Source organism: Streptomyces sp. SYP-A7185, assembly GCF_046103685.1.
Classification (GTDB): Bacteria; Actinomycetota; Actinomycetes; order Streptomycetales; family Streptomycetaceae; genus Streptomyces.
Genome location: NZ_CP122310.1, coordinates 3,407,165 through 3,425,933, shown reverse-complemented (window position 1 = coordinate 3,425,933; position 18,769 = coordinate 3,407,165). Strand labels below are relative to the sequence as shown.

The 18,769-nt window shown below is 73.8% G+C and carries 15 protein-coding genes and 3 tRNA genes; 7 read left to right on the top strand and 11 right to left on the bottom strand.

Going from position 1 to position 18,769, the window contains the following annotated elements; translation table 11 throughout:
- Window positions 1–121: 121 nt before the first annotated feature.
- The gene (locus QBL25_RS15105) at window positions 122–1,546 is read right to left on the bottom strand and encodes a xylulokinase (RefSeq protein ID WP_409057552.1); all 1,425 of its coding nucleotides are present in this window, start codon (window positions 1,544–1,546) and stop codon (window positions 122–124) included.
- Between the two features lie 62 nt (window positions 1,547–1,608).
- A complete protein-coding gene (locus QBL25_RS15100; protein WP_409057551.1) occupies window positions 1,609–1,911 on the bottom strand; it encodes a YtxH domain-containing protein in 303 nt (100 codons plus the stop codon).
- 190 nt (window positions 1,912–2,101) lie between these two features.
- Here QBL25_RS15100 and QBL25_RS15095 point away from each other — a divergent pair.
- The 3 genes from QBL25_RS15095 (at window position 2,102) to QBL25_RS15085 (ending at window position 2,502) form a co-directional block, all read left to right on the top strand.
- Window positions 2,102–2,174 (top strand) — tRNA-Asn (locus QBL25_RS15095).
- A gap of 5 nt (window positions 2,175–2,179) precedes the next feature.
- Window positions 2,180–2,252, top strand: a tRNA-Asn gene (locus tag QBL25_RS15090).
- A gap of 176 nt (window positions 2,253–2,428) precedes the next feature.
- A tRNA-Ile gene (locus tag QBL25_RS15085) sits at window positions 2,429–2,502 on the top strand.
- A gap of 118 nt (window positions 2,503–2,620) precedes the next feature.
- On the opposite strand, the gene QBL25_RS15080 is transcribed toward QBL25_RS15085, so the two are convergent.
- Together QBL25_RS15080 and QBL25_RS15075 are read right to left on the bottom strand one after the other, a co-directional pair.
- Complete coding sequence (locus tag QBL25_RS15080) at window positions 2,621–3,211, bottom strand: hemerythrin domain-containing protein (RefSeq protein ID WP_409057550.1); 591 nt, start codon at window positions 3,209–3,211, stop codon at window positions 2,621–2,623.
- A 7-nt stretch (window positions 3,212–3,218) separates the two neighbouring features.
- On the bottom strand, window positions 3,219–4,436 hold the full coding sequence (locus tag QBL25_RS15075; RefSeq protein WP_409057549.1) for a hypothetical protein: 1,218 nt from the start codon (window positions 4,434–4,436) through the stop codon (window positions 3,219–3,221).
- Window positions 4,437–4,727: 291 nt separating this feature from the next.
- Between QBL25_RS15075 and QBL25_RS15070 the strand changes: the two genes are divergently transcribed.
- The 3 genes from QBL25_RS15070 to QBL25_RS15060 are packed head-to-tail and all read left to right on the top strand — an operon-like array spanning window position 4,728 to window position 6,531.
- Window positions 4,728–5,438: a hypothetical protein gene (locus tag QBL25_RS15070; RefSeq protein WP_409057548.1), complete on the top strand. Its 711-nt coding sequence runs from the start codon at window positions 4,728–4,730 to the stop codon at window positions 5,436–5,438.
- The gene (locus tag QBL25_RS15065) at window positions 5,435–5,920 is read left to right on the top strand and encodes a phage holin family protein (protein WP_409057547.1); all 486 of its coding nucleotides are present in this window, start codon (window positions 5,435–5,437) and stop codon (window positions 5,918–5,920) included. The genes QBL25_RS15070 and QBL25_RS15065 overlap by 4 nt, the downstream gene beginning before the upstream one ends.
- Entirely contained in the window at window positions 5,896–6,531 is a 636-nt protein-coding gene (locus tag QBL25_RS15060; RefSeq protein ID WP_409057546.1) for a DUF3618 domain-containing protein, read from the top strand. Before QBL25_RS15065 ends, QBL25_RS15060 begins: the two co-directional genes overlap by 25 nt.
- Before the next feature lie 55 nt (window positions 6,532–6,586).
- Here the strand turns inward: QBL25_RS15060 and QBL25_RS15055 are convergent, their stop codons facing one another.
- The 3 genes from QBL25_RS15055 to QBL25_RS15045 all read right to left on the bottom strand — a co-directional run bounded on the left by QBL25_RS15055 (window position 6,587) and on the right by QBL25_RS15045 (window position 9,573).
- Window positions 6,587–8,182 carry a GAF domain-containing protein gene (locus QBL25_RS15055; RefSeq protein WP_409057545.1) on the bottom strand — a complete coding sequence of 532 codons (1,596 nt, stop codon included), beginning with the start codon at window positions 8,180–8,182 and terminating at the stop codon, window positions 6,587–6,589.
- Entirely contained in the window at window positions 8,179–8,445 is a 267-nt protein-coding gene (locus tag QBL25_RS15050) for a CBU_0592 family membrane protein (RefSeq protein ID WP_409057544.1), read from the bottom strand. The genes QBL25_RS15055 and QBL25_RS15050 overlap by 4 nt, the downstream gene beginning before the upstream one ends.
- Window positions 8,446–8,535: 90 nt before the next feature.
- Window positions 8,536–9,573 carry a rod shape-determining protein gene (locus QBL25_RS15045; RefSeq protein ID WP_409057543.1) on the bottom strand — a complete coding sequence of 346 codons (1,038 nt, stop codon included), beginning with the start codon at window positions 9,571–9,573 and terminating at the stop codon, window positions 8,536–8,538.
- Window positions 9,574–9,823: 250 nt separating this feature from the next.
- On the opposite strand from QBL25_RS15045, the gene QBL25_RS15040 reads away from it, so the two are divergent.
- Window positions 9,824–11,089, top strand: coding sequence for an MFS transporter (locus QBL25_RS15040; RefSeq protein WP_409062661.1), 1,266 nt, complete (start codon window positions 9,824–9,826; stop codon window positions 11,087–11,089).
- 45 nt (window positions 11,090–11,134) lie between these two features.
- Here the strand turns inward: QBL25_RS15040 and QBL25_RS15035 are convergent, their stop codons facing one another.
- From QBL25_RS15035 to QBL25_RS15020, 4 genes are all read right to left on the bottom strand, one after another.
- Window positions 11,135–15,322, bottom strand: coding sequence for an SAV_2336 N-terminal domain-related protein (locus QBL25_RS15035; protein ID WP_409057542.1), 4,188 nt, complete (start codon window positions 15,320–15,322; stop codon window positions 11,135–11,137).
- Window positions 15,312–16,328, bottom strand: coding sequence for an AAA family ATPase (locus QBL25_RS15030; RefSeq protein ID WP_409057541.1), 1,017 nt, complete (start codon window positions 16,326–16,328; stop codon window positions 15,312–15,314). The genes QBL25_RS15035 and QBL25_RS15030 overlap by 11 nt, the downstream gene beginning before the upstream one ends.
- An 88-nt stretch (window positions 16,329–16,416) precedes the next feature.
- A complete protein-coding gene (locus QBL25_RS15025) occupies window positions 16,417–18,126 on the bottom strand; it encodes a trypsin-like peptidase domain-containing protein (protein WP_409057540.1) in 1,710 nt (569 codons plus the stop codon).
- Entirely contained in the window at window positions 18,123–18,524 is a 402-nt protein-coding gene (locus QBL25_RS15020) for a CU044_2847 family protein (RefSeq protein WP_409057539.1), read from the bottom strand. Before QBL25_RS15020 ends, QBL25_RS15025 begins: the two co-directional genes overlap by 4 nt.
- Between the last annotated feature and the right edge of the window lie 245 nt (window positions 18,525–18,769).

Sequence of the window (18,769 nt, the reverse complement as noted above, 5' to 3'; positions counted from 1 at the left end):
CCCGGGCGCGCGCAACCGATTAAGCCATGACCCGGTAAAAAAATGGTCCGGGTCAAGAAGTGGCGTGCTCTCGCGCGTCGGTCGTGGCTGCTCGCGCGATTCCCCGCACCCTTCGGAGGCTCTAGAGCGCCCCGGGGTGCGTCTGCTCCCGTACGGTCCGGTACTGCTGGCGTACCGCCTGGCCCACGGGGTGCTCCTCGCCCGGCTCGAAGACCTGCGCGGCAGCCCCCTGCCAGTACGGCAGTTGCCCGTTCAGGGCCCAGGCCGCCTGCCGCGCCGCGCCGATCGCCGCGTAGTCCGCGGGCTGCGGCACCACGACCTGCGTGCCGAACAGCATCGGCGCCGCCGCCTGCACCGCGGGCAGCTCGGCCGCCGCGCCGAGCAGGAAGACCCGGCGGACCTCCACGCCACGCCCCCGCAGCACGTCGAGCGCGTCCCCGAGGCCGCAGAGCATGCCCTCGAAGGCCGCCCGCGCCAGATGCTCGGGCCGCATCGACTCGCGCCGCAGGCCGGTCAGGGTGCCCGCCGCGTGCGGCAGGTTCGGCGTCTTCTCGCCCTCCAGGTACGGCAGCAGCACGAGGCCGTGCGCACCCGGCGTCGACTTCATGGCCAGCTCGGAGAGGCCCTCCAGATCGGGCACCCCCAGCATCTCGGCCGCGCCGCGCAGCACCCGCACGGCGTTCAGCGTGTGCACCACCGGCAGATGCATGCCGGTGGCGTCCGCGAGCGAGGTGATCGTGCCGCTCGGGTCGAACAGTGCCTCGTGGTGCACGGCCATCACGGAGCCGGAAGCGCCCAAGGAGACCACCGCGTCGCCCTGTTGCACCCCGAGCCCGAACGCCGCCGCCATCGTCTCGCCGGTCCCCGCCGAGATCAGCAGCCCCTCGGGCGTGGTCCCCGCCGCCTCGGCGGGGCCGATCACCTCGGGCAGCATCGCCTGGTGGCCGAGCGCGAGCTCCACGAGATCGGGGCGGTACGTGCCCGTCGCCGCCGACCAGTACCCCGTCCCGGAGGCGCCGCCCCGGTCGCTCGTGCGCCGCGCGGGCCGGCCGAGGAGCTGCCACACCAGCCAGTCGTGCGCCTGCATGAGGGAGGCGACGCGCCGCGCCGACTCCGGCTCGTTCTTCGCCAGCCAGCGCAGCTTCGTCACGGGGTGCGCCGCCTGCGGGACGCATCCGACGGCCTGCGCCCAGGCCTCGCGGCTGCCGAGCCCGTCGATCAGGTCCGCGGCGGCGACCTGCGCCCGCCGGTCGTTGCCGACGAGCGCGGGCCGCACCGTGTTGCCGTGCTGGTCCAGGGGGACGACCGCGTTCTGCTGCGCGGAGACGCCGATCGCCTGTACGCCTTCCAGGAGCCCGCCGCCCGCCGCCTCGCCGAGCGAGAGCAGCCAGGCCTGCGGATCCACGTCCGACGGACGGCCGCCTCCCTCGGGGCCCTCCGTCGGATGCGGGGCATAGCCCTGCTTGAGTACGGCGCCCGTGTCCGCGTCACAGACCACGATGCGCGTGAAATCGGGCGAACTGTCCAACCCTGCGACTATCCCCATACCTGGAATTCTGCCGCACCGCGCGACGTGTCCCGTACCTCAGCTCCCGGGAGCCGCCCGGGTCACGTGTTGCTGGTGCCCCAGTCGTCCTCGCCGCTGCCCTGGCCGCGCTCGCGGAGCGTCCGTACCCGGTCGGCCACCGAGTCCGGGACCCGGTCCCCGACCTTCTCGGACACGGAGTGGAAGGCCTTGCCCGCCACGTCGCGGCCCTGCTGGGTCGCGGACTCCACGGTGTTGCGCACGGCCGGGTTCTGCGCGAACTCGCGGGCCGACTTCTTCAGCTTCTCGTAGCGCTCGCGGCCTGCCCGGGTACCGAGCACGTACCCGAGAGCCAGACCCGCGACGAATGTGAGCCGGTAGCGCATGGCTGCCACCCTTCCCTTGCGTCGGCATCGATCGACTGTTCGCTCGTCTGTTGCCCCGTGGGGGCGGTGGGGATGCGGTGGGGGATACCGATTGGCGGAGCACCCCCCTGCTTGCGCTAATGTATGTGTCGCAGCGACCGCCCGCCGCCTGGAGAGTTCCCAGGTAGCTGCGTTCGATGCAACGAGACGATCCCCTGTAGCTCAATTGGCAGAGCAGCCGGCTGTTAACCGGCAGGTTACTGGTTCGAGTCCAGTCGGGGGAGCTCGGTCTCCTGTAGCTCAATTGGCAGAGCAGCCGGCTGTTAACCGGCAGGTTACTGGTTCGAGTCCAGTCGGGAGAGCTGTGAGGAAGGACCCCTGAGTTTGCCCTCAGGGGTCCTTTTTCGTGCCTGGTGGAACCATGCGGGCAGCACGAAGGTCCTCATGGTCGAGCGAAGCCGACCATCCGAAGCAGGAGATCGTATGAGCGGCTATGCTGCGGCAGACGGCGCGCACAAATGTGCGCGACGCGCCGTTAGGGGCGGTAGCTCAGCCGGTTAGAGCAGCGGACTCATAATCCGTCGGCCGTGGGTTCGAGTCCCACCCGCCCCACACCGGCAGGGTTTCGAAGAAACGTTCTGACCTCTGCGAACGTCATGAGAAGGGTCGCCGCGTCACCGCAGCGGCCCTTCCTTCACCCTGCTGCCGCGTGATCACCCGATCCGCTGGTTCAGCCGTCCTTGCCCATGGCCTTGCGCACGGCGTCGCGCGTGCGGTCCACCAGGGCCGTCACCGGGCCGAGCGCCACGTTCTTCACCGCCGACTCGGTGCCCGGATGCGGATGGGTCGGTGCCATCGCCTCCGCCGCCTTGACGCCGCGGGCGAGCGTGGCCAGACGGCCGGCTTCCGCGGTCCGGCGGATGTGGATGAACTCGTACCGCTCCTCCGCGCGGGCGTGGGCCATCACGTCGGCGCGCAGCGTGGCCAGCTCGGAGGAGAACTTCGGGTCGTCGGTGTCCGCGCCGTCGAGGCGGGCCAGCAGCTCCTTGGCCGCCTTCTCCTCCGCGAGGCGGTCCTCCACCACGCTCGCGCCGCCGGGCAGCGCCGCGCGGGCGAAGGGGTGCACGACCTCCTCCTCGGCGGTCTCGTGCACCGCAAGGAGCCGCACGAGACGCCGGAAGGCGCTCTGCCGGTCGGCCCCGGTGCTCCGCTCGACCTCGTCGAAGAGATTGCGGATGTCCCCGTGCTGGCGCATCAGGAGCGTCACCACGTCGTCGTCCTCGCTCCGGGCCGGCTCCGTGACCGCGCCCGTCCTCGTCACGCCTTCCTCATGCATCACGGCCCTCGACCTTCTCCCGGGAGGCGGCATCGGGGTGCTCGCCCTCGGTCTGCGAGCGGTACTCGCGCCCGAACAGGTCCCTGTGCTGCGCCATGACCCGCTCGCTCGGCGGCTCCTCGCCGCCGTGGATCTGCGCCTGGAGCCGCTCGAACCGCTCGTGCGCGTCCTGCACGTAACCGGCGCCGAGCGTGGTCAGGTCCATCTGGGTGTCGAGCAGGCCCCGCAGGTACTGCTTGTTGGGTTCGAACGTGAGGACGTTCGGCAGCTCGGGCGCCACGACCTCCTCCGGCTCGCGGCCGTCGTGCCGCCGCATCAGGTCGCAGGCGATCCGCAGGTGCTCCAGCTCCATGTTCAGGTGCAGCTCCCAGATCGCCCGCACCCGGGGATCGGACTCCTGCTCCATGAAGGAGTGGTAGAGGTAGCACTCGTTGTACTCGTGGTTCACGAGCTGCTCCCACCAGGTCTCGCCGGGGTCGACGAGCGACTCGTAGTGGGTGACGTGCTCCTCCTCGATCAGCCCGATCTCCTGGTAGAGCCGGCGGGCTATCGGCTCCATGTACTGCGGGCCGACGTTCATGTAGAAGTTCATCGTCTGCTGCTCCGCCGACATGACGGTCAGCGCGTGCAGCTTGGAGAGCGGATCGGCCGACGCGCGGTCGTAGGGGTCCCGCACGTTGTCGTGGGGGTGGCGGTGGTGGAACTTCGTCGGGCGGCCCGGCATCACTTCGGTGAGGCTCTCGACGATCGCGTCCGCCTTGCGGTGCTCGATCATCTCGTACAGGTTCGCGTACCGGTACAGATGGTCGAAGTCCTCCAGGACGCCGAACTGGTAGGCCTGCTTCAGGTACGGGTCGGGCTCCGACCTGGCCACCCAGGCCGTGAGATCCACCGCGACCTGTTCGTACGCGATGGTCGTCTCCAGGACCGATGCCAGGCCGGGCAGCAGCCAGTTGACGACCTTCTGCTGCTGTTGCTCGATGTACCGGACCTCGGCCAGCTGCCGTTTGACCTCCGGGTCGGGGCAGTGGCGGGCGAACTGGTGACTGAACATCACCGCTTCGACCTCGATGCCGTTCAGCGTGATGACGCGACAGCGGGTGTACGGGTCGCAGTGGTCGGGGTCGATCGGTTCGACGTCGAGCTCGCGCCAGTTGCGTAACTGACGGTCCAGCGGGATGCCGCGTTGTTCCAGGGGGTTGAAGGTCATCCGGGGCTCCTCAGGCCGGTCTCTCAGGAACGGGGAGCCGCGAGTACCCGGACCCTTTTCGCACAAACGGCGCCTGCGGGGCGGGTCCCGGCCGGTCTCGTCCGGTGCGCGCGTGGGCCCTCGTGGCGCGTGCGTCCTCGTGTGCACCGGAGTGGTGAAGTCGGTGTACGCGGCCTTTTGGCCATCGTTCCCTGCGGCAGCTGCCCGGCGTGTGCGTGCGGTGTTCCGGTCGGGCGGCCGGGTACCCGCCGGCGGAATCGGGGGATCCGTGCCGAGACCGGAGGAGGAACCATGACGCAGAGCGGCGAGACCGACCGCTCCGCCCGTGACAGGGGGCGGGAGGTCAGGCAGAAGGGGCAGGAAGTCGCAGGCACCGTCCAGGACAAGGGGCGGGACGTCGCGGACACCGCACGGGAGAACGCCGGTGAGGTGATCCAAGAGGCCACCGCCCGCAGCAGGGACCTGTACGAGCAGATGAAGGACCAGGTCAGCGGCGAGGCCGAGGGGCAGGTGCGGCGGTTCGCGGCGAACATCCGCCATCTGGCGGACGACCTGCGGCACATGAGCGAGAGCGCCAAGCCCGACTCGCCCGCCGTGTCGGTGGTGCACGAGCTGGCCGACCGCGGCCACCTGCTCGCCGACCGGCTCGACCGGCAGGGACCGGGCGAACTGCTCGATGACGTGCGGGAGTTCGCGCGCCGCAAGCCGGGCGTCTTCCTGGCGGGCGCCGCGCTCGCGGGGTTCGCCGTGGCCCGCCTGGGCCGGGGCGTCGGCGCCGCGGGCTCCGGAGGCCCGGTCGGAGGGGACGAGGGGCGGGAGCGTGAGCAGCCGCCGTCGCTGCCGCCGGCCGAGGCCGGGTACGCGCCGGACACCGCGCCGCCCCTGGGGCGCGAGGTGCCGTCGGGGGCGGGCGTGCCGCCGGTGGCGGGGCTGCCGCCGGAGCCCGGCGTCCCGCCGCGGACGCCGCCGGCCCCCGGGACCGCTCCGGGGTGGCAACCGTGAGCGCGCCGGACGTCGAACACTCCGCGCGCAACGAGCCGCCGGGGCGGGCGCGCGGGCGTGAGGTGACTCCGGACACCGCGGGCGCCCCGGGTGCCCCGGACGTCTCGGACACGTCGGTCGGCGAGCTGATCGGGGACCTCACCGGTGACCTCTCGCGGCTCTTCCGCGACGAGGTGGAGCTGGCCAAGGCCGAGCTCAAGGAGGAGGCGGCCAAGGCGGGGAAGGCGGCCGGACTGTACGGAGGCGCCGGGTACGCCGCCGGTCTCGCGGTGCTCCTCGCCAGCCTCGCGGCGGTCTTCGGGCTGCGGCACGTCATCGACCTGGCCTGGGCGGCGCTGGTGGTGACCGCGGTGTGGGCCGTGATCGGCGCGGCCCTCCACTCCGCCGGACGCAAGCGCATGCGGACCGTGCGGCCCACGCCCGAGAGGGCGGTCGAATCACTGAAGGAGGACGCGAAATGGGCGCGACACCCGACGAACTGAGGCAGGACGCCGACACCGCCCGTGCCGATCTGGCCCGGACGGCGGACCGGCTCGCGGAGAAACTGAGCCCCCAGAAGGCGGCCCGCCGCCAGACGCAGGCCGCGCGACAGCGGCTCGGCACCGTGAAGGACAGGGTCATGGGCACGGCCAAGAGCGGTCCGGCCCAGCTGACCTCCCGGACGGGAGACACCGTGCGCGACACGAGGGAACAGGTCGGACAGCAGGTCAGGCAGGCCCCCGAGCAGCTAGGCCAGAAGATCAAGGAGGCCCCCGGGGCCGTGCGGTCCCAGACCCAGGGCAGCCCCCTCGCGGCCGGTCTCGTGGCCTTCGGGGCGGGGCTCCTGGCCGGCGGTCTCTTCCCCGCGACCCCGCCCGAGGAGCGTGCGGGCCGGCGGATCAGGGAGCACTCCGAGGAGTGGGCGCAGCCGGTCAAGGAGACGGTGCGCGAGGCCGCCGAGGGCGTCAGGGAAGAGCTGCGCGAACCGGTCAGGGAAGCGGCGGAGTCCGTGAAGGGCACGGCTCAGGAGGCCGCCAGGTCCACCAAGGAGGAGACCCGCCGGGCGGGCGACGAAGGAGCCCGTCGGATCAAGGGGCAGCGGGGCCCCGAGTAGGACCGGTGGACGGCCCGCCCCGGCCGTCCACCACCCCCGTGCGGGTCGGCGGAGGTCACAGCGGGGCCTGCCAGGTGACCGTCGTGCCCGCTTCCACGCCGTCCGTCGTGCCGTCGTCGTGGACCGTCAGGCGTACGCACGCGCGGCCGTCGGGGAGCGTGGCCCTCGCGTTGACCGCCACGTCGACCCGTGTGACGCCGGTGCGGCGTGACGTGGCGGCCAGGGCGCGGCGCAGGGCGGCCAGCAGGTGGCCCGCCGCCGGATCCGCGACCTTGGTGTCCACGGCGCCGCTGAAGTGCACCGAGGGCTGGACGCCGAGGACCGCCGCCGCGCCGGCCGTCTCGCGGAGCACCTTGCCGCGGAACGTCGTCGGGGCGTCGGCCGGCGGCTGCTGGAGCGCGAAGATCGCCGTACGGACCTCCTGGATGGTGGACTCCAGCTCGTCCACGGCCTGGTCGAGCGTCGACCCCACCTGGGGCGAGCTGTCCCTGCGCCGGGTCGACTCCAGCATCATCCCGGTGGCGAACAGCCGCTGGACGACGAGGTCGTGGAGGTCGCGGGCGATGCGGTCGCGGTCCTCGAAGACCGCGAGGCGCTGCCTGCTCTGCTGGGCGTCCGCCAGGACGAGGGCCAGCGCGGCCTGCGAGGCGAACTGCGTGGCCAGGAGACGCTCCACGGAGGAGTACGCGCGCTCGCCCCTGCGGCGGGGCAGCGCGAGCGTCCCGATGAGCCGCTCGCCGGCTTCGAGCGGCAGCATCATGCTGGGCCCGAAGTTGGTGCGTACGTGCGTGGTCATCCTGGGGTCGGTCGCGGAGTCCTCGACGAACACCGGCTCACCGCCCAGGAGTTGTTCGAGGACCGCGCTGCCGGGCTCGATGGTCGTGCCGATGAGGTCGTTCTGGAGGGCGTGCGGGTGGGCCCCGCTCGGGGGCGCGATGCCGTCGTCCTGCGCCGTCGCCGCCGCGACGATCCGCATGCCGCCCTGGTCCGTGGGCTGGAGGATGACCCCCGCGGAGGCGTTCGCGAGGATGCGGGCCTGCTCGGCGACCGTCATCAGCGCGTCGGCCGCCGGTTCGCCGGTGAGCAGGGCCGTGGTGACCGCGGCCGCGCCGTCGATCCACCGCTCCCGCTGCCTGGCCGCCTCGTACAGACGGGCGTTGCCGATCGCGATGCCCGCCTGGCTCGCGAGGACGCGGACCAGCTGGAGGTCGTCCTGCGTGAAGCGGCCCTCCCGCTTCTCGGTGAGGTAGAGATTGCCGAACGCCTCGTCGTGGACGTGCACCGGGACGCCCAGGAAGCCGTGCATCTCCGGGTGCCCCGGCGGCACCCCGCACGAGCGCGGGTCCGCGGTCAGGTCGTCCAGGAGCAGCGGCTTCGGCTCGCGGATCAGCGTGCCCAGGAGCCCCGAACGGCCGTCGGGAAGGGCGCCGATGCGGTCCCGCTCGGCCTGGGTCAGGCCCGCCGTGAACAGGTCGGTCAGCTTGCCGTGCCCGGGGTCGATGACACCCAGCGCGCCGTACCGCGCGCCGGTCAGCTCGGTCGCGCTCTCCACGATGTGCTGGAGCGTGGCGTGCAGTTCGAGGTCCGTGCCGACGCCGAGCACCGCGTCCAGGAGCGGGACCAGGGGCAGGGGCAGGTCCTCGCCCCTCATCGTGCGGCGCCGCTCGGCCCCGGGCCGGTCCCGCCGCCCCGCGCCTTCGTCACCAGGCCCAGCAACGACACCACCATCCACGCGCCCTCCAGAAGCAGAAATCCCCACTGCCGTTCATGGAGAGCATCGCCCGCGGTGAGCCCCGACCCGACGAAGTTCAGCCAGAGATAGGGCCAGGTACCCGTGCCGAGCCTGCCCGTCTGGGCGAGGACGAAGGCGAGCAGGATCAGCGCGGAGCCGACCAGCTGCACGGTCATCGACATACGGGCACGCTTCCGGTGCGGGTGCGGGTGCGGGTGCGGGTGCGGGTGCGGGTGCGGGTGCGGTGCGAGGGCCGGGTGCGAGGGCCGGGCTCAGCCGGAGAGCGGGTTGAGCATCAGGGGCTGGATCTTGCCCTCCAGCATCGCCCCGAGCCCGAGCACGGCGCACACGTCGGGCCGCTCGGCGATCGCCACCGGCATTCCCGTCGCGTCCCGCAGCATCTGGTCGAGGCCCGGGAGCAGCGCGCTGCCGCCGACCATCATGATCCCGCGATCGGCCAGGTCGGCCACGAGGTCCGGCGGGCAGTCCCGCAGCACCTTGCCGATGCCGTCGAGCACGGCGGTGAGCGGGGTGTGGATCGCGTCGCGGACGGCGGCGGTGTCGACGTGCACCGAGCGCGCGAGCCCCGTGGCGACGTCCCGGCCGTGGATCTCGGTCGACTCCGGGCCCTGCGAGGTCAGGCCGTTGCCGCGCAGGGCGAGCTGGAGCGGCCGGACCGACTGGCTCGGCAGCATCAGCTCGTGGTGGTGGCGCAGGTGCTGGACGATCGCGTGGTCGATGGCCTCACCGCCCACCGGGATGCGCTGGGCCGTGACGATCGACCCCAGGGACAGCACCGCCACCTGCGTGGTCGCCGCCCCGCACACCAGGATCATCGTCGCCTCGGGCTGCTCGACGGGCAGCCCGCAGCCGACGGCCGCAGCGATGAGCGTGTCCACGAGCTCGACCCTGCGGGCCCCGAGCCCGACCATCGTCTCGACGGCGGCGCGCTGGGCCAGCGGGTCCGCGTCGTGCGGCGTGCAGGCGGCGGCGCGCAGCCGCGGCTTGCGGCGCAGGGTGCGGCGGAGCTTCTCGCCGAGGAGGTGCCGCAGCATGCGCTGGGCCATCTCGATGTCGACGACGGTGCCGCCGGAGACCGGCCGTACGACCCGGATGTAGCCCGGTGTCCGGCCCGTCATCTGCTCGGCGAACTGGCCGACGGCGATGAGCGCGCCCGTCCGGGTGTTCACGGCGGCGGCGCTCGGCTCGTCGACGACGAGACCCGCGCCCTTCACGAACACCCGGGTCCTCGCGGCACCCAGGTCGACGGCGATGTGGCAGCGGCGCAACTGCTCCAGACTGACGGTCATGGCAGATCCTCCCGAGAGCGCAGACCGTACGGACCGTCGGACGACGGTCCTGTCTCGCATCGTGCGGTGGCCGCGGGCGGCGCGCGCGTTGGGCTGAGCCGGGCGGGGTGCCGCCGCACGGGTGGTCTTGATCGCGTCTCGGACGGCGCGGTTAGCATCGCGTGTGACGCATACGCCCCCGGAAGAAGACGAAGCCGACGGCCCCCGGATACCCGAAGCCGACCACAACCCCCCGCTGTCCCCGCTCCCAGTGGAGCCTCGGAGGCCCGTCACGAAAAGGCGGATACTCGCCGATCTGACTCCTTTGCGTACGTCGGTGGACTACCGCCGGCTGTGGGCCGGCAACACGGTCTCCTGGATCGGCCAGGCGATGACCTCGCTCGCGGTCTCGCTCCAGGTGTACGACATCACGCACTCCAGCTTCTCGGTCGGCCTCGTGGGGCTGTTCTCGCTGGTGCCCCTCGTGGTGTTCGGCCTGTACGGGGGCGCGATCGCGGACACGGTGGACCGGCGGAAGCTGGGGCTCTACTCGTCGCTCGGCTCGTGCGGGCTCTCGGTCGCGCTGGCCGCGGGGGCGTTCGCGGGCTTCCACCACGTGTGGTTCCTGTACTCCGTGGTCGCGCTCCAGGCGGTCTGCGGGGCGCTGAACTCGCCGGCGCGCTCGTCGATGATCCCGCGTCTCCTGCCGCCGGAGCAGTTGCCCGCGGCCAACGCCCTCTCGTCGATCACGACGACCGGGGGCATGATGCTCGGCCCCATGCTGGGCGGCCTCATCGTCGGCCTGTGGGGCTATCAGGCGGCGTACACAATCGACGCGGTCGCCTTCAGCGCTTCGCTGTACGCGATGTGGCGGCTGCCCGCGATGCGGCCCGAGGGCGCGGGGGAGGCCGGGGAGCGCCGGAAGCGGGCCTCGGTCCTGGACGGCCTGCGGTTCCTGGCCACGCGGCCGAACCTGCGGATGACGTTCTTCACGGACATGTGCGCGATGGTGCTCGCGCATCCGCGGGCGCTGTTCCCCGCCGTGGCGGTGGTGTGGTTCGGCGGCGACGCGAAGACGGTGGGTCTGCTGGTCGCGGCGCCCGCGGTGGGGGCGCTGCTCGGCGCGGTGTTCTCCGGGTGGCTCGGCCGGGTCCGGCGGCACGGGCTGGCGATCCTGCTCGCGGTGGCCGGCTGGGGCACGGCGATCGCCGTCTTCGGCCTGACCCGGAACCTGTGGCTCGGCCTGTTCTTCCTCGCGCTCGCGGGCTGCGCGGACACGATCTCGATGGTGTTCCGCAGCACGATGCTCCAGGCGGCCGTGCCGGACGAGATGCGGGGGCGCCTCCAGGGCGTCTTCATCGTAGTGGTGGCGGGCGGCCCCCGGCTGGGGGACTTCCTCGCGGGTTCGGTGGGCGACCTGGGCTCCCCGGGCACGGCGGTGGTCGGCGGCGGCATCGCCTGCGTGGTGGCGGTGGGGCTGCTGGCCCTGCGGTGGCGACGGTTCGCCCGCTACGACGCGCGGACGCCCGAGGCCTGAGGGGGCGGTGGTACCTCGCGGCCCCGCTCGGCGGGGCCGGTGGCCTCAGCTGTCGCGGACCGCGTCGATCAGCGGGGTGAGCGACGTCAGCAGCAGCTCGCAGCCGTCGGACCGGAGCCTGCGGTACGCCTTCTCGTCGCGGCGGTAGCCGATGAACGGCAGGCCGATCTCGCGCGCGGCGAGCAGCTCCGCCGCCGAGGAGCCGATCATCACGCACTCCCCGGGGCCGCTCCCCAGGGCGGCGAGGGCGCGGCGCAGGCAGTCGGGGTCCGGCAGCAGCGGGGAGTCCCCCTGGCGGCCGTGCGTGCCGCCGCCGACCAGGGCGGTCAGGCCCCGCCGGGTGAGCAGGTCCGCCATGGCGGCGGAGTCGCAGTCCCCGGCGACCGCGACGGCCGTGCCCCGCGCCATGAAGGCGTTCAGGAGCTGGGGGAGGTGCCGGGTCGGACGGGCGCTCAGCAGGCTCTGCCGCTCGACGTAGAGGAGCCGGGTGCGCAGCTCGGCGGCCAGCGGGTGGTCCTGGTGGGCGCGGAGCAGATCCACCGGGTGCACCCGGCCTTCGTACCCCTCCAGTTGTCCCGGCAGCGGTGGTCTGCCGCTCAGGGCGCCCTCGACGTCGCGGGCCTCGGTGAGCGGGCCCAGCAGATTGAGCACGCCGGCGCGGGCCTGCGCGTCGGTGTAGAGCGGGACGACCGGCCCGTCGAAGCCGAGGATCACGGCGTCGCGGCCGGCGAGCAGAGTGCTCAGGGCGGTGGTCAGGGAAGAGGCGGCGGTCGTGGTCGCGGGCCGCGGGCCCGAAGCCGCCGTGACCTCGCAGTACCAGTCGTCGGACTGCGGGACCCGCTCGAACCGGGCACCGCCCACGCGGCCCGAGCGGCTCAGCCGGTCGTGCAGGTCGTTCGAGACGATCACGGTGGCACGGCTGCCGGGGCGGTCGACGAGGTGCCGCAGCTCGGCGGGGAAGGTGAGGGCGGAGACCGTGGGGTCCGGCTCATGGGTGACGGTCACCCCGACGCCGGTCCGCGGCAGCTGCGCCAGCGCCGCGGGGAGCCCTTGCAGCAGCGCGGTCACCACGTGCAGCACGTGGACCTGCGGGGCGATGTCCACGTCCCAGCCGCCGTCGTGGGACCGCAGTTCGAAGTGGTCCGGGCCGATGCCGCCCGCGATGAGGAGGTGGGAGATCTCCCGGCCCAGCCGCTGCGGGGTCTCCTGCGAGGTCGCGGTCAGCGCGGTCAGGTACTCGAAGGTGAGGGTCGTCCCCGGGGGCGTCGGCTGGTCGTCCGGCAGTTCACGGCTCACGCCGAGGTCGTCCAGCTGGCTGCCGGGCAACTCCTCGCTCGGGGTGAGCACCTCGTCCTCGGTGGCGGGGAACTCGCGCAGCAGCTCGTCCAGTTCCGTCTGCTCCTGCTCGGTCGCGCCCAGCTCCCGGTTCAGCTCCAGCCGGGTGTGGAGCAGGGATTGCCGCAGGCGGTCGATGTCGGCGCGGGCCGCGTGGGCCGCGGGGCCGGGGACGCCCGCCAGGGGGGCGCCGCGCCACAGGTCGAGCGCGGTGCGGACCAGGTCGCGGGCGCGGCCGAAGTCTCCCGCGAAGCGGGCGTCACGGGCGTCGTCGTGGAGCCGCTGGGCGCGGAACAGGTCGACGACGTCCGGGCCGTGCGGCAGCGGCAGGGCGTACCCGTCGTCGTCGGCGACCAGGGTGTCGGGGGCCAGCGTGTTGGCGAGGTGGTGTGCCCAGGTGCGCAGGTCACCCTCCGCGCGGGGCGGAACGTCCGGGCCCCAGATCCCCTGGACCAGCTCGGCGTAGGGCACGGTACGGCCCCGCCCGAGCAGGAGCATGCACACCAGCGCCTGTTCGAGCGGGACCTCGACGGGGAGTGCCTGGTCCTGCCGGGTGACGCGGAGCGGCCCCAGCAGGGAGTACGTGCGCTCGGGTGCAGCAGGCGCGGAGAGCTGCGAGAGCTCCTGGAGGGCTTCGCGCCGCAGCGCCGGGTCGGAGGAGGCGAGGTTCGCGGCGGCCGACAGCAGTGTCTCCCCGAGGCCGCGTCCGTCGCGTGCTCCTGGTGCTCCGGTCGCCGCGGGCGACCTCGTCCGGCGCGGCCCGGCGCTCGCGTCGATACCGGAGTACATCTCGCGTACGACGCGGCCGAGGGCGCCGAGGTCGGCCGCTCCGTTCTCCTCGTTGAAGGGGATGAGCGTGAAGCCGCACAGCACGGCGCCCCCGTGCGGCGGCAGGCGCACGTAGGCGGGGGAGAGGGCGCCGTGGACCATGCCCGCGGAGTGCAGGGCGGAGACCGCGCGGGCGAGGGGCGGGACCAGCCGCACCAGGAGAGGGGAGGGCAGCCCGTGGGGATGGTCCGCCAGCAGCTCTTCGAGGCTGCGGCCCTCGACGAAGTCCGCCACCACGTACGGCACTTCGCCGTTCGCGTAGTCCCGTACGGCGGCCACGTGCGCGTGCCGGAACCGGGACAGCTGCCGTGCGGCCCGCGTGAAGTCGAGGCGGAGCCACTGCGGTGCCCGCGGATACTGCTGCACCACCACGGACTCGCCGCCCCGGCGCTGATCCTCCGCGAGCCACATGCGGCCGCTCTCCCCGAGCTGCCGCACCATCCGGTAGCGCTCGCCGAGCAGGCCGGGCCGCCGCCCGCCCCCCAGCTGCCGCACGCTGTCCGCGGTGACCGTCGCGAACGGTTCGCCCACCGGTGTCCTCGGACCCGCGTCCCCGCCCGACGGCGCCACCGCCCGCAGTTCCCCCGGCGCCGTCCCCGCCCGCTCGTCGATCAGCCCGCCCACCCGGGCCAGCAGCTCGCGCGTACGGCCCCGCGCGGTACGCGGCAGGGTCCGCAGGAGCAGCTCCCTGACGCCGTCCCGGAACGCGTACGCCCCGGCGCCCCCGCCGGAAGCGAGCATGCCGCTGACGATCACCTCCGCCAGATGCTGCGGCCGCGGATGCTCCTCCACCGCCGCCTGCACCAGCCGCATCACCGGCAACTGCGGTTCGCCCACCGCGAGATGGCCCGCCAGGCGGAAGGCCTCGGGGGACGCCGTGGAGCGGAAGCGGAGCACGAGGTCCTCGGGGGAGAGCCGGGTCACGTCCTCCGCCGCCGCATCGGGGTCGGGGAGCGCAGGCGCCGCCCCCAGCCACCCCACCGCCCCCGGCACCTGCGCCCCGCCCGCGTCCGCGACCAGCGCCGCCCAGTGCGCGAGCCACGAACCGGCGGGTTCCAGGACCGGGACCGGCACCGCACCCGCGGGCGGCGCCTCGGCGGCGTACGGCGTGAAGGCGAGGGACGCCGACGGCGCCGCCGGGTGCGGGGCCGCGAGCGAACCGGGGGTCGTGGGCAGCGCCGTGGTGCGCCAGAGGCGTTCCGGCAGCGGCTGGATCACGGCCACCGGCATCTGCGCCGCCCAGCGCCGCAGCGTGCGGTACCAGCGGGCGCCGGCCGCGCCCTTCCGCCACTGCGGGCCCATGCAGTCGCTGATCACGAGGGTGACCGTGCGGCCCGCAGCGGGCGCCTGGGCCGCCTGTGGCGGGACCGTGCCGTCCGGCTCCGCGCGGTGTAGCTCCACCGTGCGGAAGATGCCGGACTGGGCGAGCGCCGTGTGGAGTTCGTGGACCAGGGGGCGCCAGATCGGCATCGTCGGACCCGCGTCGTACACCAGGCACAGGCGCAGCCAGCGTTCGTCGGCGGGGCGCAGGACCGGGAGCCAGTCGCGCGGGCGGCCGCCCAGGCGGGCGATGCGGTCGGCCGTGGCCGCCTCGTCGATGACCTGGCCCACGGGTGAGGGGACGCGGCGTTTCAGGGGGCGCAGGGCGCGTTGCAGCGTGAGGGGGTGCGTCACCATCGGCGGCACGGGGACCCGGACAGGGGTGTGCCCGGTCGTGTCCGAGGGGCCGGGGGTGTTCGTCGGTTCCGTGGCGTCGGGTGCCGTCGAGGCGCCGTCGCCCGCCGCCTGCGGCAGCCGCAGCGGCACCCGGTCGTCCGGCGCGGGCGCGGGCGGCGGTGCGGCCGGGTGGGGACGCGGCGGCGACGGATTCACCGGCGGCGGCACGGACGGCGTGGGCGGTACGGCCTCGGTGGGCTCAGGGCCCGAGGTCGCGGCGCCGTCCATCTGCCCCGCCAGCCACAGCAGTTCGGCCAGCTCGACCGAGGTGGGACGTGAGCCGCCCGCCGCCTCCGCGAGGAGATCGGCGAGCCGCGTGACGGGGCCCCGGGGCCGGGGCGCGTCAGAGTGCATCGGGGCCCGGATCCGCGGCCTGGGTCAGATACGGCATCAGCTGCCGTGCGAGCTCGTCCCGCGAGCCCGCGTCGACGCCCGCCGCGCCCGTCAGATAGATCGCGTTCAGGAGCTGGTCGGTGGCGAGTTCACCGCCGGTGCCGCGCTCCAGGAAGCGGGCGATGAGCGAGCGGGCGTAGGCGTCGGGCTCGCCGAGGTGGGCCCGGACGATCTCCTCCAGGTGCTCGTCGCGCGGCTGGCGCAGCCGCAGCGTGACACAGCGGCGCAGGAACGCGGGCGGGAACTCGCGCTCGCCGTTGCTGGTGAGGACGACGAAGGGGAAGGCCCGGCAGCGCACACGGCCGCGCACGACCGTCACCGGGTCGTCCGAGCCCTCGGTCAGGAGCTCGGCCTTCGGGGTGTGCTTGGCGATCCGCACCAGCTCGGGGATCTCGTACTGGCCCTCCTCCAGGATGTTCAGGAGGTCGTTGGGCAGGTCCAGGTCGCTCTTGTCGATCTCGTCGATGAGGAGCGCGCGGGGGCGGCCGTAGGGGAGCAGCGCGGTGCCGAGCGGACCCAGGCGCAGATGGTCCTCGACGCCCGAGCCGTCCCGCGCGGCCCGTGTCCTGGGCGCCCGTCCCGCCGCGTAGAGCCGCGACAGCGGGTCGTACTGGTAGAGGCCGTCGTGCAGGGCGCTGCGGCTCGTGATGTTCCAGCGCAGGACCGGACCGAGCCCCAACTCCCGTGCCACCGCGTACGCGAGGCTCGACTTGCCGCTGCCCGGAGGGCCCGTCACCAGGAGCGGGCGGCGCAGGTACAGGGCCGCGTTGACCAGTTGGACGCAGGTCTCAGTGGCCCGGTAGGTGTGCGCCCGGTGCACGCGGTCCGGAGAGGTCGCCGAGCCGTCGTCCGCGGGGGTGCGCAGGACCGGGCCGCCGTCGAAGGCACGCCAGGGCGGCGGCGGGGGGAGTTCGTCGATCCCGTCGTGGGGCTCGTTCGTACCGGTGTAGACGGGCCACAGGGACATGATCGGGGTTCTCCGTATTCGTTCCGTCATTCGTTGCGTCGTGATTCCGTCGTCGTTCCGTCGTGCTTCCGTCGTCGATCCCTGGTGGTCAGGCGACGGGGGAGCGGTGGTGGGCGGCGGGCGCGTCCGGGAAGCAGCGCGGATCGTCCCACAGGAGCTGTACGTCTCTCGCCCAGTGGGTGTCCGGCTCGTCCGACGCCTCCGCCGTCTCGCGCAACGTCATGATGGCGCGCGGCAGTTCGGCGGGCGGCCGGCCTTCGACATGGGCGGCGATGCGGTCCAGGAAGTCGGAGCCCGCACAGCCCTCGTCGTCGCGGTGGCCGGGCTCCGCGCAGCCCGTGCGCGGCCACAGGAGGACCGGCACCGGCGCCGTGAGCGTCACGTCGAAGTGCGTCAGGTCGGCGTCCGGCCCGGCGCGGCCGGCGCGTGGCGGCGCCGCGAACCCCGCCAGGTCCGCCCCGTCGCGCCGCAGCCGGAACCGCAGCTTGTTCGGCTTCTCCTGGCTGCCGCACTCCACGCGGTGCAGGACGGCACCGGGGCAGTCGTCCAGGTGCTCCCACTTGCGGGCGAGGCGGTGGCGCAGCCCGCCCTTGCGGCGGGACCTGTCGGTGACGACCAGGGGGTACGAGCAGCCGAGCGGGGTCGGGTCGTCGGCGCCGCACTCCCACTGCGCCACCGGCCAGTTGAGCAGCGCGCGGGGCAGCACGAAGGCCAGCAGCTCGTCCGTGCCGGGCGTGAGGTGGGAGAAGGCGTCGTCGACCCGCTCCTGGACGTACGCGCGCACGTGCCCGGCGGCCAGGGTGTCCGAGCCGACGGGATGGCGCAGGCCCTCGCGGTACGCGGACACCTCGACCAGGAGCTGGTCGTCGCCCGCACCGCTGTGGTCGATCTCGACGACGATGGGCGACCAGGCCGGTGCCGCGCCGGGCCGTGGCGGCGCAGGAGCCGAGGGCGTGTCGAGCAGACCCGCGAGCCGGTCGGCGAGGCGTGCCACCGCGTCCGGGTCGTCGACCTCCGACAGGACGTACCAGGCGGCCGACCAGAGCGAACCGAAGCCCTCTGGCGGCACGGGCGGTCCGAGCGGGCCCACCGCGTCGCGGTACAGCCGCTCAGGGTCGCGGGCGGCGGCGGTGTCCGCGGCCCGGTCCACCAGGGCGCGCAGCCGTTCCTTCGCCGCCTGCTGGTGGCCGGGGGTGGGGACCAGGTCGCCGAGCGGGGGCCAGTAACGGGCCATCACGGAGGTGGGCAGCATCCGGCCGTTGCGCACGCCGCTGGCCGCGCGCGTGGCGGCCGACACCATGCCCACGACGCGGTTGCTGTCCGCGAGGGTCACCGCCGCGCCGCTGAACCCCGGTGCCAGGGGCTGCCCGTGGGCGCTCCAGGCCTCCAGCTGGACCCACTCGTCGGCGATGCGCTGGGCGGCGGTGGCGCGGTACTCGGCGAGGGTGCCCTCCTGGTACCCCTTGGGGAATCCGTAGACCAGGAGCCGGGGGCGGGGTTCGGCGTATGCGTCCTCGGGGGCCGCGAACTCGGCGGGCCGCACCGGCACCGCGTGCGCGAGCTCCAGGACGGCCAGGTCGCCGAGGTCGTCGCGCCGCCCGTCCCAGCCGCCGTGCGCCCCGACGGACGCGCTCACCGCGCCGAGGTCCTCGCGGTGCGGGAAGGACACGGCGACGGGCGCCCCGCCGCTGTCGCGGACGACGTGCGCGCAGGTCAGCACGTGCCGCTCGGACACGAGGAACCCGGCCCCGACCTCGCTCCCGCAGGCGATGCGGGCATGCCACGATGCGCTGCTCATGGGGTGGGGGTGGCCTCCGGCGGCGGGACGGGGGCGGCCTGGGGCGCGGCGGGGGCGGCCTGCGGCGGTGTGCCGGCGGCCGGTCCGTCCGGCGTCCACGCCAGGCGCACCACCAGGTGGCCCTCCGCCGTGCCCTTCACGATCACCGCGCCCGCCTCGGCCGACATCCGGACGCCGAACTCGATCTCCACCGAGTCCGGGCGCAGGGTGCCGTCGCGGAACACCCGCAGCGCGGACTCCGCCGCCGCGCGTGCCCCGGCGAGCGACTCCTCGAAGGTGTGCACCGCCCTGGCCGGTCCGTCGCCGCGCGAGACGAGGCGGGAGCCGTGCATGTCCTCCACGTCGGCCAGCACGACGTGCCTGCCGTCGTCGGTCTCGAACTCCATCAGATCGTCCATCAACGCCCCCGTCGATCTTTCGTCGTGCCTGCCAACCGCATTGTTGCGGACGCCCCTTGAGGCTGTCACCCACGTCAAGCGAGGCTGTCACCCACGTCGAGGGCTACGGACGCGCGGGAGCGGGACTGGCGGGAAGGTGCCCTGGCGGCTTCCCGCCAGCACCTGGCAACACCCCGGCAACACCCGTCCCCGGACACTCTTCGCAGCACCCGGGGACCACCCCCGCCCGGGTCCGACGAGAGAGG